Source organism: Pseudolysinimonas sp., assembly GCF_039912695.1.
Classification (GTDB): Bacteria; Actinomycetota; Actinomycetes; order Actinomycetales; family Microbacteriaceae; genus Pseudolysinimonas_A.
The window spans coordinates 60,299-76,864 of the sequence record NZ_JBDSPJ010000022.1 but is presented as its reverse complement, the minus strand read 5'-3'; the positions used below and the strand labels follow the sequence as shown (position 1 = coordinate 76,864).

Genomic DNA, 16,566 nt, shown 5'->3' with positions numbered 1-16,566 from the left:
TGCGAGAGTAGTCGCGTGTCGTCGATTCGGTTGTTCATCCTCGCGGCGCTTGCCGACGGCGGAGAGACGCATGGCCACCAGCTCAAGCAGCTGGCCGAGAAAGAGCACATCGATGAGTGGACCGACATCACGGTCGGCGCCCTGTACGGCGCGATCAAGCGGATGGCGGCCGAAGGTCTCATCGAAGAAGTCCGCGTCGAGCAGATCGGCTCCTACCCAGAACGACAGATCTGGGGCATCACGTCTGAAGGCCGCGTCGCACTCACCGCCCTCCGACTCGAGGCATTCAGCGAGATAGTCCAACGAGCCGACCCGGTCGACCTCGCGATTTCGCGACTTGATCGCCATCGGCTCGACGAGATCCCCGCACTGCTTGAGACACGGGCGGCGAACCTGCGGACCTTGCTCACCGAAACCGACGCGCATCACCGCGGCATCGACCAGTACCTCACCCCGTTGGAACGCGTTGTGATGACGCACCGCACCGCCCGCATCCGTGCCGAGATCGCGTGGCACGACGACCTCCTGAAGAAACTCCCCGAATTGCTCGCCGACGAAGCCTCCCGAAAGGACACACCCCGTGACTGACCCTGCCGCCTCGGTACTGAAGACCACCTCGGTACTGAAGCCTCACGCCGCCGCGACCAGCGTTCCGCGTCGAACCTGGATCGCACTCGCGATCCTGTTGGCGGGAGTGGCGATGAGCATGATCGACAACTCGATCGTGAACGTCGCACTGCCCACCATCCGCACCAGCCTCGATTCGGCGACCGGGGGAGCTTCCGAGGCGACCCTGTCGTGGATCATCTCGGGCTACGCGCTCGCGTTCGGTCTCGCGCTCATCCCGGCAGGGCGTATCGGCGACCGCATCGGTCACAAGTGGGTCTTCCTGGTCGGGCTCGCCGGGTTCACGATCGCGAGCCTCGCCTGTGGTCTCTCCAACGACTCAACCCAGCTGATCATCGCTCGCGTCGCCCAGGGTCTCTTTGGCGGCATCTTCTTCCCCGCGGTGACAGCCCTCATCCAGCTCATGTTTCCGCCGCGCGTTCGCGCCAAGGCGTTCGCCGTACTGGGAGTGGTGATCGGGGTCTCGACCGCCGCCGGACCATTGGTCGGAGGGCTGCTGATTCAGGCGCTCGGCGATCAGGATGGCTGGCGCTCGATCTTCTTCGTCAACATCCCGATCGGCGTGATCGCGGTCGTGGCAGCGCTGTTCTTCGTGCCTTCGGGTGCAGAAGCCCACGGCAAGTCCGGGCTCGACCTGATCGGTGTCCTCCTGCTCGCGGGGTCGCTCGTTGCGATCCTGGTACCTCTCATCCAGGGACAAGACGAGGGGTGGCCGCTGTGGACCTATCTCTCCCTCTCGGCCGGCGTCGTTCTGCTCGCCGTGTTCGCCCTGTGGGAGCGTGGTGTCGCCAGCCGTGGAGCGTTCCCGGTGGTGCCTCCGCGACTGTTCTCGCATGCGTCGTTCACCGGCGGCACGATTCTCGCCCTGGTGTTCTTCGCGGCCTTCACGAGCATCTTCTTCACGATCTCGATCATGTGGCAGGCCGGTCTCGGCCACTCAGCCCTCGAGTCGGGGCTTGTGACGATGCCGTTCGCCCTCGGGGTTCTGGTCGGCGCGACGCTCGGCTCTCGACTCACTGACCGCCTCGGACGAAACGTGCTTTCACTCGGAACGGGCTTGGTTGCTCTCGGGTTGATCGGAACGTGGCTCGTCGTGCTCCTCGTGCCCGCCGCCGACCTGACCAACTGGGAACTGCTGGGACCGCTCGCCCTCGGCGGCATCGGCTCGGGCTTCTTCATCGCCCCGAACGCGCAGTTCATTGTCGCGACAGTCGACCGCACCGAGGCGGGCGCCGCATCCGGAGTGGTCGGAACCGCTCAGCGGGTGGGAAGCGCGATCGGCATCGCGGTCATCGGCAGCGTGCTGTTTGGCACTCTCGACATCACGTCGTCGGTCGCCGGGCCGCCGACTCCCGCCGATATTGCGACGGGATTCACGCACGCTGCGACCTTCGCGCTCGGCACCAGCGCCGCGTTTGCGGTCGCCGCGTTCTTCCTGGTCTTTGCCCTGCCGAAGAAGGTCGCGGCCTACGGTGCGCCGCCGGCAGTCACTGCCGACTAACGCGAACTAGGACTGCAGCACCGCAATGGCGACGTTGAGGGTCGTGGCGAACAGCACCCATGCCCAGTAGGGGATGAGGAGCACCGCTGCGACCCTCTTCACGCGCCAGAACGCGAGCATCGTCAGCAGCACGAAGACGTCGAGTGCGACGATCACGGCGAGTGCCGCCCACAGAGCGGCGACCCCGACCACCGGGTAGAGGGCGAAGAACAGGGGAGTCCAGATCGCATTCAGGGCGAGCTGGATGACATAGATCGTGAGCGGGCGGCGCACATCCGTCGTCCCGCGTTCGCGCCAGACCAGCCAAGCAGCAACGGCCATCAGCGCGTACAGGACGGTCCAGACCGGGCCGAAGAGCAGGTTGGGCGGACTCCACGATGCCTTCTCGGCATCGGCGTACCAGCCGTCGACGTGGGTGATGGTGGCGATGGTGCCGAACGCCGCGACGCCATACGCGATCGCCAGAAAAGCGACCAGGACGAGGGCTGACTTCAGTCTGCTCATCCCCTGACGCTACTCACCGAACTGCGGGTGGCCAGGGGATTGACGACGGGCGTATCGCTAGTGGCCGACCAGCGGACCCATCACCTTCGCGATCACCGAAGGTCGACGCGTGACGCGCTCTTCGAGGTCGGCAGCGGTCATCGCGAGCATCCCCGCATTCGCTCCGAGGAACCGCAAGGGTTCGGGCTCCCAGGACGGGGAGTGGTGCCCGACCCAGGGCAACCGAGTGAGCTGGGTGTCGGCATCGGTGAGCAGGTCGGCGAGGGTGCGCCCGGCCAGGTTCGTGGTCGACAGCCCGTCGCCGACGTACCCTCCGGCGCGCCCGATCCGAGTGGCGCTGTCATAGGTCACGGCCGCGTGCCAGTCCCGAGGGACCCCGAGCGGTCCACCCCAGCGATGGGTGACCGCGGCCTCGGCCGCCGACGGAAATAGGTCGACGAGCGCGCGACGCAGGTGCTCGAATACGCGAGGGGAGCGGTCGTACTGCGGCTGGATGGCGCTGCCCCAGTGATAGCGAGCACCGCGGCCACCGAACGCGAACCGGTTGTCGGCGGTGCGTTGCCCGTAGATCAGCAGGTGGCGGTAGTCGGTGAACGTCGCGCCATGCGGGATTCCGATCGCGTCCCAGAAAGTATCCGGTAGCGGCTCGGTCGCGATCATCAACGAGTACAGCGGCAGGATGCGGCGGTGCGACTGCGGCAACGTCGCGGTATACCCCTCAGTCGCCACGACAATCTTGTCGGCGCGAACGAGACCGCGGGTGGTGGTCACGACACCCGGGTCGACGCGCAGCACTTCGGTCTGTTCCAAAACTCGCACGCCACGGGACTCGAGGGCCGCAGCCAGCCCGCGGACGAGTTTCGCCGGATGGATGCGCGCACAGTTGCGATCGAAGGCCGCCCCCAGCGCTCCCGCAGCGTGCACCGCGTCGGCACCACGCCATCCGAGGTCATCGACGCCGTAGCGCTGGGCTTCGACGATCTCGGCCCGCGCGGCCCGCTCTTGAACACGGGACCTTGCGTAGGCAATCGTGCCCCCTTTGGCGTAGTCGCAGGGAATCAGCTTCGACATCCGGCCGACCTCGTCGACGGTCTCGATCATCGCCCGCCGCATCGCGAGGGCGGCGTCGCGGCCGTGCGCCTTCTCGAGCGACGCCGTCGAGCGGGGAAAAAGTGCCGAACACCAGCCGCCGTTGCGTCCCGAGGCGCCGAACCCGGCGATCTCCTTCTCGAGCACGACAATGCGCAGCGTCGGATCGCGCTCCAGCAGGTACCACGCCGTCCACAGCCCGGTCAGGCCGCCCCCCACGATCGCGACATCAGCCTGGGTGTCGCCGTCGAGTGCCGCCCGTGGGGCGAGGTCGCCGACGGTCTCGTGCCAGAACGACAGGCCGCCATAGAGGGATCCATGCGCGGTTGGACCCTCTCGGCCGGGGGTCCAACCCGCCCTAGATGGATCTAAGGCGGAAGGGTCGGCAGCGTTCAGAGTCGAGTCCACGCCTCGGTCAACACCCCGCGCAGAATGCCCTCGATCTCGTCGAACTCTGGCGGCCCAATGGTCAGCGGGGGAGCGAGTTGGATGACGGGGTCGCCGCGGTCATCCGCCCGGCAGTACAGGCCCGCATCGAACAACGCCTTGGAGAGGAAGCCGCGCAGCAGACGCTCTGACTCGTCGTCGTCGAAGGTCGCCTTGGTCGCCTTGTCTTTGACCAGTTCGATGCCGAAGAAGTACCCGTCGCCGCGCACGTCACCCACGATCGGCAGGTCTTTCAGCTTCTCCAGAGTTGACCTGAAAATCGGCGAGTTTTCGCGCACCCGCTCGGGCAGCTTCTCTTCTTCAAAGATGTCGAGGTTTTCCAGCGCCACCGCAGACGAGACCGGATGCCCGCCGAAGGTGTAGCCGTGATAGAACGTTGTCGAGCCATGGCGGAACGGTTCGAAGATTCTGTCCGAGACGATCGTTGCGCCGATCGGCGAGTATCCCGAGGTCATCGCCTTGGCACAGGTGATCATGTCGGGCACGTAGCCGTAGGCGTCGCAGGCGAACATCTCGCCGATGCGGCCGAAGGCGCAGATCACCTCGTCTGAGACGAGCAGCACGTCGTACTGGTCGCAGATCTCACGCACCCGCTTGAAGTAGCCGGGCGGGGGAGGAAAGCATCCACCAGCGTTCTGAACCGGCTCGAGGAACACCGCCGCGACAGTCTCCGGCCCTTCGAAAAGGATCATCTCTTCGATGCGATTCGCCGCCCAGAGTCCGAACTCGGCCTCGGTTTTGCCGGTGAACCCCATCTCGTCGGAACGGTAGAAGTTGGTGTTCGGTACCCGGAAGGCGCCGGGCACCAGAGGTTCAAACATTTCTTTGATAGCCGGGATACCGGTCAGCGACAGCGCGCCGTGCGGGGTGCCGTGGTACGCGATCGCCCGGGAAATGACCTTGTGCTTCGTCGGACGGCCCTGAAGCTTCCAGTAGTACTTGGCGAGCTTGAACGCGGTCTCGACAGCCTCGCCGCCACCGGTGGAGAAGAACACCCGGTTGAGATCGCCCGGGGCGTAGTTCGCGAGCCGGTCGGCGAGTTCGATCGCGCCGGGGTGGGCGTACGACCAGATCGGGAAGAACGCGAGCTCCTTCGCCTGACGTGCCGCGGCATCCGCCAAACGGTCACGACCGTGGCCGGCGTTGACGACGAACAGGCCGGAGAGGCCGTCGATGTACTTCTTGCCCTTCGAGTCCCAGATGTGGTGACCCTCGCCCTTGACGATGATCGGGGCGCCGCTCTCTTCGACGGCGGAATGCCGCGTGAAGTGCATCCAGAGGTGGTCTTTCGCCTTCTGCTGAAGGTCGGCTTCGTTCAGTGTCACGTGCTTCTTCTTCCCGTAGCCTGCGGCTACCGAGTTCCCCAGTTGTAGAACTGCTTCTGCAGTTTCAGATAGACAAATGTCTCGGTTGAGATCACGCCCGAGATAGCACGGATGCGGTGGTTGAGCAGTTCGATCAGGTCGTCGTCGCTCTCGCAGACGACCTCGGCCAGGATGTCGAAACTGCCCGCGGTGAGCACGACGTAGTCGACCGACGCCATCGCGCCCAGTTCTTCGGCGACTCGGGTGGTGTCGCCGGTGACGCGAATGCCGATCATCGCCTGGCGGTAGAAGCCCAGTTGCATCGGATCCGTCACCGCAACGACCTGCATGACGCCGGATTCGGTGAGCTTCTGCACCCGTTGGCGTACGGCTGCTTCTGACAACCCCACGACCTTGCCGATGTCGGCGTACGAGCGTCGGCCGTCTTGCTGTAGCTGCTCGATGATGCCTTTCGACACGTCGTCGAGCGCAGCGGATTTAGGGCGCGCCATGGTCCGATCATGGCAGCCGGGAAGGTCGCTCACAAGCGATTCCGCAATTTCTGGCGGCCAAAAGTGACGAAATCGGCAGTTTCAGCACCGAAGGGTCGCCGGTAGGGTGTGGTCATGGTCGATCGAATCCTGCGCAACTTCATCAACGGCGAGTACGTCGACGCGAAGGGTGACGATTCGTTTCCCGTCGTCGACCCTGCGACCGAAACGAGCTACGCGACCTCGCCCGTCTCGGGGGCCGCGGATGTCGACGCCGCCTTCTCGGCAGCCGCGGCGGCCTTCGAGGAGTGGGGCGAATCGACCCCATCCGAACGGCAGCTCGCCCTGTTTCGCATTGCCGATGCGATGGAGCAGCGTGCCGACGAGTTCGCCGACCTCGAGTCGCAAGACACCGGCAAACCGCGAACCACCCTCGTCGACGACGAGATCATGCTCTCCGTCGACCAGATCCGCTTCTTCGCCGGCGCCGCTCGCATCCTCGAAGGTCGTGCGACGGGTGAATATATGAAAGACCACACGTCGTCGGTTCGGCGCGAGCCGATCGGAGTCATCGGCCAAGTCACCCCGTGGAACTATCCGCTCAACATGGCGGTCTGGAAGTTTGCGCCCGCGATTGCCGCCGGTAACACGACGGTGCTGAAGCCCTCAGACACGACCCCGCAGTCGACCCTGCTCCTCGCCGAGATCGCCGCAGAGTTCCTCCCCAAGGGCGTGCTCAATGTCATCACCGGTGACCGCACAACCGGCGCCGCGATGATCGAGCACAAGACCCCGCAGATGGTCTCGATCACCGGGTCAGTTCGGGCCGGCATGGAGGTTGCCAAGTCCGCGGCATCCGACCTCAAGCGCGTACATCTCGAACTCGGGGGTAAAGCTCCGGTCATCGTCTTCCCGGATGCCGACATGGCCAAAGCCGCCGAAGGCATCGCGATCGCGGGATACTTCAACGCCGGCCAGGACTGCACCGCCGCGACCCGCGTGCTCGTGCACAAGGATGCCCACGATGACTTTGTCGCGGCGCTCGCTGCTTACGTTGCCGCGAACGTGACTACCGGAGACCCGAAAGACCCCGACACCTTCTTCGGCCCGGTCAACAACTTCAGCCAGATGGAACGCGTGCTCGGGATGCTCAACGCGCTCCCGTCGCACGCCAACGTTGTGACCGGAGGCGACCGCAAGGCCGGCAAGGGCTACTTCATCGAACCCACGATCGTCGACGCCCTCAACCAAAACGACGACGCCATCCAGAACGAGATCTTCGGCCCGGTCATCACCGTGCAAACCTTCAGCGACGAGACCGAGGCGCTCACCTGGGCGAACGGCGTGCAGTACGGGCTTGCCTCGTCGGTGTGGACGGCCGACCACGGCCGGGCGATGCGCTTCGCGAAACACCTCGACTTCGGCTGCGTCTGGATCAACACCCACATCCCGCTCGTCGCCGAAATGCCGCACGGCGGGTTCAAACACTCCGGCTACGGCAAAGACCTCTCGATGTACGGGTTCGAGGACTACACGCGGATCAAACACGTCATGTCGTATATCGGCTCGTAGTTTTCCTCCGGGTCTTGCGCTCCGCGCTGAGGACCGGCGGTGTCCTCGGGCCGAAGGAGCGGGGACCCCTACCCCGATCGACCCGAGGACACCGCCGGACCTCAGCGCTGCGTGACTCCGGTCTCGGGCAAGTGGAGGACAATGGGGCGCGTGGAGCCCGACCTCGACGACACTGTCAGAGGTGTCCCGCGTGCCCCCGTCGCGAGGCCGGAGTCGGATGTTGAGGACACCGTCGCACGGGGGAGCGTGCCTCCGCCCCTCGTTGAGCCGCCTTCCGCAGATACGGCGGCGCGCATCCCGTCGGGTGCGGTCGTCGTGGCGCCGATCAACTCCATCGTGCCGGCCGCCCCGCGCGTGGTTGCGCTGGCGCCGCCGTATCGGATCGTGCTGCCCGACGGCACCGAGGTCGCCGTGGTGGGGCGGGTCTATGTCGGCCGAAAGCCCAGCGCTCCGCGCATCCATGTGGGACCGGAGCCGACACTGATCTCGCTGCCGTCGCCGTCGAAAGAACTCTCCAGCACCCACCTCGAACTCAGGATCGTCGGGGGAGCGCTGGTAGCAAGCGACATGCGATCCACCAACGGCACCATCGTGCAGTTCCCCGGCGCCGCGCCGCGCACTCTCATCCGCGGGGAGTCGGCCGTCGTCCCGGTCGGAACGCGCATCGACCTGGGTGAAGGTGCGGTGCTGGGTGTGCTTCCGCCCCTTGTGCTCGCGCCCCTTGCGGTCGAGGCGGAGTTGTCGTGAGCATCGTCGGCAGAGATCGCACCGGGTACAAATTGATGGTGCCCGGGAAGCGTCGGGGATTCGTACTCGATTGGGCGGGGCGCAGCGATATCGGGCGCAAGCGCGCCGTGAATGAAGACAGCGTCATCTTCGGCCCACCGGTGTTTGCGGTCGCCGACGGAATGGGTGGCCACGCCGCGGGGGATCGAGCAAGCGCCGCTGTCGTCGAGCGACTCGCCGCGCTGCGCGCCGCCGCCGAGCACGGCTACGTCGACTTTGAACGCGTCGAGGGCGCTCTGTCTGCGGCTGCTTCTGACATTCAACTTTTCGCCGCGCACATTCCGATCGGTGCGGGCACAACCGTGACCGGCGCGGTACTGGCGATGCACAACGGCAAGCCGCATTTTGCGGTCTTCAACATTGGCGACAGCCGGGTCTACCTGCTCGACGGCCACGCGTTCTCGCGGGTCACCGTCGACCACTCCGTTGTGCAGGAGCTGATGGATGCCGGGCTCCTCGCCGAGGCCGAGGCTGAACATCATCCCGACAGCAACGTCATCACTCGAGCGGTCGGATTCCGCGAGGAACCGCGTCCCGACCTGTGGATGCTGCCGGTGCACGCCGGGATGCGGCTGCTGCTGTGCTCAGACGGTCTCACCAAAGAGCTGGACGATCGCATGATCCGCGAACACCTCGCCGCGGGTGAGTCGGCCGCCGCAACCGCCGACTCGCTGATGGATGCCGCCCTCGCCGCCGGGGGTCGCGACAACGTGACCGTCGTGATTATCGATGTTGTCGCCGCGGCGGTGAAACCCAAGAAGCACCCGCAGACCTCGTCGTCCGGCTCCGTACCCACCCCCCGATGAGGGGTCAAGCCCCCCGTAAAGGCGGGTGTTAGGCCAGGATCGTCGTCTTACAATGAGGGGACCCGCGGCTTGAGAGGGGGGTCTCGTGGCGAGACGCCTTCCATCTCAACCACCCGTACTGCCCGGATTCTCGTACGTCCACATCCTGGGTTCCGGGGGATTTGCGGATGTCTTCCTGTACGAGCAGAACATGCCGCGCCGCCAAGTCGCGGTCAAGGTCATGCTCAGCGAAGTCGTCAACGACCAGGTGCGGCAGATGTTTCAAGCCGAGGCGAACCTGATGGCTCAGCTCTCCAACCACCCGTCGATCCTCACGGTGTACGAGGCGAGCGTCTCAAGCGACGGTCGCCCCTATCTCGTGATGGAACTGTGTTCAGCCTCGCTCTCGGAGCGTTACCGGCGCGAGCGCATCCCGGTACCCGAAGTACTGCGCATCGCTGTCAGGATCGGCAGCGCGATCGAAACGGCCCACCGCTCCGGCGTTCTGCACCGTGACATCAAGCCGTCCAACATCCTGATGACGGCCTACGGCCACCCGGTGCTCTCCGACTTCGGTATCGCGTCGACGCTCACCACGCAGCGTGAAGAAGATTCCGTCGGCCTGTCGATTCCGTGGTCTGCCCCCGAGGTGCTGCTCGACGAGACATCCGACCCGATCGCGTCCGAAGTGTGGGCCTTCGCAGCGACCGTCTACTCGCTGCTTGCCGGACGCTCGCCGTTCGAGGACCCCGAGGGGTCAAACTCCTCAAGCGACCTGATGGCACGCATCGCGCGCGCCAAACCGCACCCCATCGGACGCGACGACGTTCCGGCGAGCCTTGAGCAGTTGCTGCGTCGCGGGATGTCGCGGCGTCCCGAGGCTCGACCGCACAGCATCATCGAGTTCGTGCGTGCGCTTCAGACCATCGAAGCCGAGCTCGGTGTTCCGCAGACTCAACTCGAGATTGCGATGGACGAGTGGGCACTGGGCACCGCATCCGACCTCGAGGATCGCACTCGACTGCGCCCCATCGCTGGGGTCTCACTCAAGCCCGCGAAGAAGCGACGTCGTCGACCGGTTGCGCAGTCTGCGCAGTACGCCGGAATCGGTTCGGTGCGCGATGCCTCGCCGACGCCTCGCCGTTTCTCGCACACTCGTCCTGCTGCGCCGCGCCGTCGACTTCAGATCACCACCTGGGTCCTCATCGGCGCCGCTGCTCTGGTCATCGGGTTCGGTGCCATTGCGCTCGCGGTCGTGCTCCGCGCCACGGGAGCAGACGGCATCCCGGTGGTCAGCGATATCCAGGCGTCCCAAACTCAGGGCACGATCGAGTTCTCGTGGCGCGACCCAGGAATTGACGACGGCGACCTCTACCAGATCGCGGTCGGAGGGGTCTCGTCGAGCATTCAGGAGCAACCGCGCTTCGTCGTGGATGCCGACCCCGGGCAGACTGTCTGCGTCACGGTCACCGTGAACCGGCAGGGAAAGAGCGGCGCACCGAGTTCGGAAAAATGCGTCGACGTCACCGATAGCCGATGAAGATCCTGGAATGGATCGCCGGCCACCGGTCGCTCGTGGCGACGGCTACGAGTGGTACCGTCGTCGTCGCGCTCGTCGCTGGCCTCGCGATCGCGTCGACCGGCTACACCGCTCACAAGCTCGACCTCGGTGACGGGTCGGTCTGGGTCACTAATGACACCGCCCAGGCCGTCGGGCGAGCGAACCCCGAAGTGCTCGAACTCAACAGTGTCGTGCGAGCGGGGGGTCAAACTCTCGAGATTGTGCAGAACGGCGACACCGTGCTGGTCGTCGATCACGCGAACGCGACAGTGCAGGTTCTCGACCCGGCGTCATCCACTCTCGGGGATGCGATTGCGCTGCCGCCCGACGACCCGCAGGTTTTCCTCGCCGGAAGCCGGGTCGTCATCCACTCTGCCGGTACCGGCGAACTCTGGATCGTCCCGCTGGGCGAGCTCAACACTTTCGACACCACCCAGCCGGTGTCGCTCAGCCTCGGGCTGAAGTCAGTCGTGAACGTCGGACCTGACGGCATCCTCTACGCATATTCCGCAGAGGTGGGTGAGGTCTTCCGGGTGGATGCCGCGCACACCGACGTCGTCGACTCGCGCTGGAAGGTGGACTTCGGTTCAACGACCGAGGTGCAGGTCAGCTCGGTCGGCAGTTCGTGGGCGGTCCTCGACGCGACCGGGCGTCGTCTCGCGCTCGAGCGAGGCACCGTCGACCTCTCAAACGTGATGCCGGTGGGCACCCGTGCGGTTCTGCAGAAGCCCGCTGCCGCGGGCAACCGCGTCCTGGTTGGGACTGACACCGGTCTGCTCGCGGTTCCTCTGGCATCCGGTGATCCGGTCGTGCTGGTCGACGGCCAGACCGGAGTACCGGCGGCGCCGCTCGCGCTGGGCGGTTGCGACTACGCGGCCTGGGCCTCGGGAGAAGCCTGGCGTCGTTGTGCCGCGGATGGCGACGGAGTTTCGTTCGCTCTGGACGGCGCGACCGGAGGTGCTCTCAACTTCGCGGTCAATATCGATCGCGTGGTTCTCAACGATGTGCAGCGCGGAACGTCGTGGGCGATTCAGGATGAGGCGCAGCGGATCGACAACTGGGACGCACTCCTCGTGCAGGAACCCGACGCCCAGTCGCCCGAGAACGACCCGAATATTCCACCAACGATCGACGAGGTGCAAAAGCCGCCCGTTGCTGTCGACGACCAGTTCGGTGCGCGCCCCGGTCGCGCGACCGTGCTCCCGGTTCTGCTGAACGACTACGACCCGAACGCCGACGTGCTCGTGATCGACCAGGTTGACCCGATCGACGAAAGCATCGGGCGCCTCGACCTTGTGACCCGCAACCAACAGATTCAGCTCACTCTGCAACCCGGAGCGTCGGGCACCGTCGGCTTCCGTTACACGATCTCCGACGGCCGCGGCGGCATCGCAACAGCGAGTGTGGTCGTCACGATCCGCACCGATGCCGAGAACTCGCCCCCGCGTCAGGTGCGCGCCACCCGGTCAGCGGTCACCGCCGGCGGGCGGGTGAGTACCCAGGTTCTCAGCGACTGGGTGGATCCCGACGGCGACGCCTTCTATCTGACCTCCGCGACCACGGCCTCGCCCGACCAGGTGAGCTACAAACCGGATGGTGTGGTCGTCTTCGCCGACTCCGGGCTCGGCGGAGAGCTCAAGTCGGTGACTCTGACCGTGACCGACGGTCGGGAGGAGGCCACGGGCAGTCTCGCGATCGGGGTCAGCCCTGCGGGTCAACTCCCGATCCTGATCGAGCCCTGGTTCGCGATCGCGACGGCCGGCCAGGAGATTACCGTTCGGCCGATGTCGCACGTCACGGGCGGCAACGGACCGTTGCGCCTCAACGCAGTTCCGGCGCGCGCCGGATCCACGGTTACTCCGAGCTTCGAGGCGGGAACCTTCACCTTCTCGAGTGACGAGGTACGCACCCACTACGTCGAGTTCACCGTCACCGACGGAGACCAGACCGCGACGGGTTTGGTGCGCATCGATGTCTCGGCGCCGCCCGATGCCAACACTCGACCGATTACGGTGCCGCGCACCGTTTTCGTGACCACGCTCTCGAGCGATCTGATCGATCCCACGACTACCGACATTGACCCGGCGGGTGGCGTGCTCGTCGTCACGGGCGTCACCAATCCGGCGAGCAATCGCGGGGTGCGCGCTGAGGTGCTCGACCAGCGGCAGATTCGGGTCACGCTGACGGCTCCGCTTAACGGGCAACCCGTGACCCTCAACTACCGCATCAGCAACGGCCTCGCTGACGCTGAGGGCACCATCACCGTGGTGGAGATTCCGGACCCCGCACAGTTGCAACCCCCGATCGCGGTCGACGATACGGCGACAGTTCGAGTCGGGGATGTCGTCGACATCCCGGTCTTGGCCAACGACGAGCAGCCCGAGGGCAAGCCGATCATGCTGCTGCCCACCCTGGCCGAGCCGTTGCCGGAGGGCGCTGGACTGTTGTTCGTCGCGGGGGACCAGTTGCGCTATCTGGCTCCCGAAGTCGCGGGCAACTACGTCGCCGCGTATAGCGTCGCGGGCCCTGACGGCCAACACTCCGAAGCACGGGTCACGATTTCCGTTCGAGAAGAAAACCCGGCAACGAACAGTGCTCCGGTGCCCCGCCAGGTCACAGCTCGCGTTCTCGCGGGCGCGACCATTCGCATCCAGATTCCTCTCACCGGCGTCGATCCCGACGGCGACTCGGTGCAGCTGATCGGCATCACGAGCAATCCCGATAAGGGAATCGTGTTGGGGAGCGGCCCGACCTACATCGAATACGAGGCCGGCGACTACTCGTCCGGAACCGATCAGTTCACGTACGCCATCGTCGATACTCTCGGCGCGCGCGCGGAGGGCATTGTGCGAGTCGGCATCAGCCCGCGTCTGGATGGCGCGCGAAACCCCGTCGCCAATGAGGATGCCGTCTCAGTACGGCCCAATCGCACGGTCAGCGTTCAAGCTCTGGTTAACGACTCTGACCCTGACGGCAGCCCGCTGAGAATCATCTCGGTCGATTCTCGCTCGACGGGCACGACGGCGACGATCGTGAACGATTCGGTCGTCGATATCACCCCGCCCAGTGCTCCGGGCAGCTATTCGGTGATCTATACGATCCAGAACGAGTACGGCGGCACGAGTCAGAACTTCATCAATGTCGAAGTCGATCCCACCGCGCCGCTCTCGTATCCCCTAGCAGAAGACAGCGTCCTGACCGCGAGCGACGTCGTTGACCGCACGACGGTCGACGTCAACGTGCTCGACAACGTGTTCTTCGCTGACGGGGCGGTGTCGGCACTCGGCGTCACCCTGCTCCCGGGATTCGCCACGACCGCCCAACTGTTGCCGAACAAAAGCGTGCGGGTGACGATCGGCGACAAGAGCCAGATCATCCCGTTCTCGGTGTCGCATCCCGACGACGACACGATCCGTTCGTACGCGTTCATTTGGGTGCCCGGCTATGACGACGCGCTGCCGCAGATCAACCGAACAGCGCCGCTTCTCACGGTCGCGAGCGAGTCCACCCTGACGATCGACCTGAACGCGTACATCGTGACTCTGCGCGGCCGGGGCGTGCGGCTCACCGATTCCAGTACCGTGCGTGCAACCCACGCCAACGGCGACAGCCTGGTCGTCGACGGCGACACCCTGGAGTTCACCTCGGCGGACCAGTATTTCGGGCCCGCCTCGATCACGTTCGAAGTCACCGACGGGTCCAGCGCTTCCGACCCGAACGGACGCACCGCGATCCTCACCCTGCCCATTGACGTCAAGCCGCGCGAGAACCAGCCGCCGGTATTCATCGGCGGCGTCGTCGACTTCGAACCGGGACAAGAGAAAGAGCTCGACCTCGTCAAGCTGACCAACTATCCGTACGACGACATCGACGAGCTCGCGTACACGGTGCTCGAGCCGTTGCCCGAGGGCTTCACCTTCGAGCTCAATGGACAGCGCCTCGTGATCCGCGCCGCCGAAGACGCCCCCAAAGGCACGACGACGGATATCACTCTTGCCGTGCGAGACGCGCTCAACGGCGGGCGTGCGGGGCGCATCAAGTTGCAGGTCGTGCCGTCGACGCTTCCCCTCGTGAAACCCGTCGCGGATGTGGCGATCACCCCGCGCGGAACAACGACGACGATCGACGTACTCGCCAATGATGAGGCGAATAACCCGTTCCCCGAGACCCCTCTTCACGTCGTCGACATCCGCGGTCTTGATGGAGCCTCGCTGCCCGACGGCGTGACCGTCGTGCCGAGTGCCGACAAGTCGCGGCTCACCGTCACGGTGAGCGACACCGCACTTCCGGCAGATGTACGACTGCAATACGAAGTCGCCGACGCGACCCAGGACGCCGATCGCTATGTCTGGGGCTCGATCACGATCTCGATTCAAGACGTTCCCGATCCCGTGACCGGAGTAACGGTGACCGAGTTCGGCGACCACGTGCTCAAGGCATCGTGGGTCCCCGGTCAGTTCAACAACTCGCCCATCAGCCGGTACGAGGTCGCGATGACGTCCGTCGCGACCGACACTCTGCTGAGCGTCACGTCGTGTACCTCGAGCGTCAACTGTGCTCTCGCGACCCCGGGCAACGGCCCGGCCTACGCCGTGCGGCTCGCGGTGATTGCGGTGAATGCGATCGGACCCTCATCGCCGACCTCTCTGGCCGGCCAGATCTGGTCGGATGTCATCCCACCCCCGCCGAGCAACCTCACCTGGACCCCGCTTGATCAAGGTCTGAGGTTGACCTGGGCGAAGCCCGCGGATACCGCAGGAAGCCCGATTGACATGTACGTGGTCACTGTCGGGGACGCCGTTCAGAGTCTCAGCGTTGGCGCGTCCGACCCGATCGGCACCGTGTACTCCGCCAACCTGACGTCGGCTTCGATCGCGAACGGCAGTTCGGTCGGATTCTCGGTCAGCGCCCGCAATAGTGCCCCGAACTCCCTGGCGACCTGGAATCAGGCCACGGGGGCGGGCGTGCCTGCCGGGGCGCCGACGCTGTCGGGTACAGCGGTCTCGGCGTCGGCATCGCTCACCGACGGGTCGACGGCAAACGCGTCCTGGGCCGGAGTGTTCGGTGGAAACGGAAAGCCGGTCAGCGACTATTGGGCAGTCATCCGTAGCGATTCGAGCGTGCCGAACTGCACCGTGACCGGTGTCGAGAGCGGGTCGCCGGTTGTGGCGCCCCCGAGCGGAGCCCAGCACTTCACGAGCGAAGCCGCGACAGTGACCTTCACCGGTCTGTCGGCCAACCAGACCTACACGATCTGGGTGTTTGGGTACAACGGGCAGGGCTGCACGGCGGCGACCGCAGTGCAGGTGACGCCGCGCGCGGTTCCCGGCACTGTCACCGCCATCGACACCACCGGTCCGTCTCTGAACGGCACCGACGACGAGTTCTTCGACTTCCGGCTCAACGGCTTCACGATCGCGAGCGGTTCGACCGACGCCGACATGTTCAGCTACCGGTTCACCGACGGCACGACGGATGGCAGCCAGAGCGCCGTGCTCAGCCCGGCCGCCTTCTTGACCGCGGGGACCAGCCAGTACGGCCATCCGGTGACGGTGGAGGTCAAGGCATGTCGGGCCTACCCGGAGGGCACGCTGTGTAGCGCTGACTGGTCGGCCGACTTCGCTCTGGGCGTGCCGGTTCGGAACTCGACCCCCGGCGGACTGCAGTTCGACGGCGGAATCCTCGGGAGCGGCGACGGCTGGAGCTGGACCTCGATCCCGGGACCTGGCTACGACGCCGTCGCGTACCGCTGCGATTTTGGCAACGACGCGGCGGGTTGGATGCCCATGCCCGACGTCGGATCCTGCGATCCGGGCGTCGTGCCCCTCACCTTGCGGGTGCGAATCTCCGCCAATGAACAGACCTATCAACGAAGCTATGACACGGGCCCGTAGCCCGC

The 16,566-nt window shown here is 65.5% G+C and carries 11 protein-coding genes; 7 read left to right on the top strand and 4 right to left on the bottom strand.

Translation table 11 applies throughout. The features are described 5' to 3' along the window. Positions 1–15: 15 nt before the first annotated feature. On the top strand, positions 16–588 hold the full coding sequence (locus tag ABIR17_RS08595; RefSeq protein ID WP_348003968.1) for a PadR family transcriptional regulator: 573 nt from the start codon (positions 16–18) through the stop codon (positions 586–588). After that, positions 581–2,128 carry an MFS transporter gene (locus tag ABIR17_RS08590; protein ID WP_348003967.1) on the top strand — a complete coding sequence of 516 codons (1,548 nt, stop codon included), beginning with the start codon at positions 581–583 and terminating at the stop codon, positions 2,126–2,128. Before ABIR17_RS08595 ends, ABIR17_RS08590 begins: the two co-directional genes overlap by 8 nt. A 6-nt stretch (positions 2,129–2,134) precedes the next feature. On the opposite strand, the gene ABIR17_RS08585 is transcribed toward ABIR17_RS08590, so the two are convergent. From ABIR17_RS08585 to ABIR17_RS08570, 4 genes are all read right to left on the bottom strand, one after another. Next, on the bottom strand, positions 2,135–2,632 hold the full coding sequence (locus ABIR17_RS08585) for a TspO/MBR family protein (RefSeq protein WP_348003966.1): 498 nt from the start codon (positions 2,630–2,632) through the stop codon (positions 2,135–2,137). Positions 2,633–2,689: 57 nt separating this feature from the next. Continuing rightward, entirely contained in the window at positions 2,690–4,129 is a 1,440-nt protein-coding gene (locus ABIR17_RS08580; protein WP_348003965.1) for an FAD-binding oxidoreductase, read from the bottom strand. Next, complete coding sequence (locus tag ABIR17_RS08575; RefSeq protein WP_348004294.1) at positions 4,114–5,442, bottom strand: aspartate aminotransferase family protein; 1,329 nt, start codon at positions 5,440–5,442, stop codon at positions 4,114–4,116. Before ABIR17_RS08575 ends, ABIR17_RS08580 begins: the two co-directional genes overlap by 16 nt. 77 nt (positions 5,443–5,519) lie before the next feature. Then, positions 5,520–5,984 carry an Lrp/AsnC family transcriptional regulator gene (locus ABIR17_RS08570; RefSeq protein ID WP_348003964.1) on the bottom strand — a complete coding sequence of 155 codons (465 nt, stop codon included), beginning with the start codon at positions 5,982–5,984 and terminating at the stop codon, positions 5,520–5,522. Positions 5,985–6,098: 114 nt separating this feature from the next. On the opposite strand from ABIR17_RS08570, the gene ABIR17_RS08565 reads away from it, so the two are divergent. From ABIR17_RS08565 to ABIR17_RS08545, 5 genes are all read left to right on the top strand, one after another. Next, on the top strand, positions 6,099–7,535 hold the full coding sequence (locus tag ABIR17_RS08565; RefSeq protein ID WP_348003963.1) for an aminobutyraldehyde dehydrogenase: 1,437 nt from the start codon (positions 6,099–6,101) through the stop codon (positions 7,533–7,535). Between the two features lie 150 nt (positions 7,536–7,685). Beyond that, entirely contained in the window at positions 7,686–8,282 is a 597-nt protein-coding gene (locus ABIR17_RS08560) for an FHA domain-containing protein (protein WP_348003962.1), read from the top strand. Then, entirely contained in the window at positions 8,279–9,127 is an 849-nt protein-coding gene (locus tag ABIR17_RS08555; protein ID WP_348003961.1) for a protein phosphatase 2C domain-containing protein, read from the top strand. Before ABIR17_RS08560 ends, ABIR17_RS08555 begins: the two co-directional genes overlap by 4 nt. An 85-nt stretch (positions 9,128–9,212) precedes the next feature. Further along, positions 9,213–10,646 (top strand): protein kinase, encoded by a 1,434-nt coding sequence (locus ABIR17_RS08550; protein ID WP_348003960.1) that lies wholly within the window; start codon positions 9,213–9,215, stop codon positions 10,644–10,646. Continuing rightward, the gene (locus ABIR17_RS08545) at positions 10,643–16,561 is read left to right on the top strand and encodes an Ig-like domain-containing protein (protein ID WP_348003959.1); all 5,919 of its coding nucleotides are present in this window, start codon (positions 10,643–10,645) and stop codon (positions 16,559–16,561) included. The genes ABIR17_RS08550 and ABIR17_RS08545 overlap by 4 nt, the downstream gene beginning before the upstream one ends. Positions 16,562–16,566: the final 5 nt, after the last annotated feature.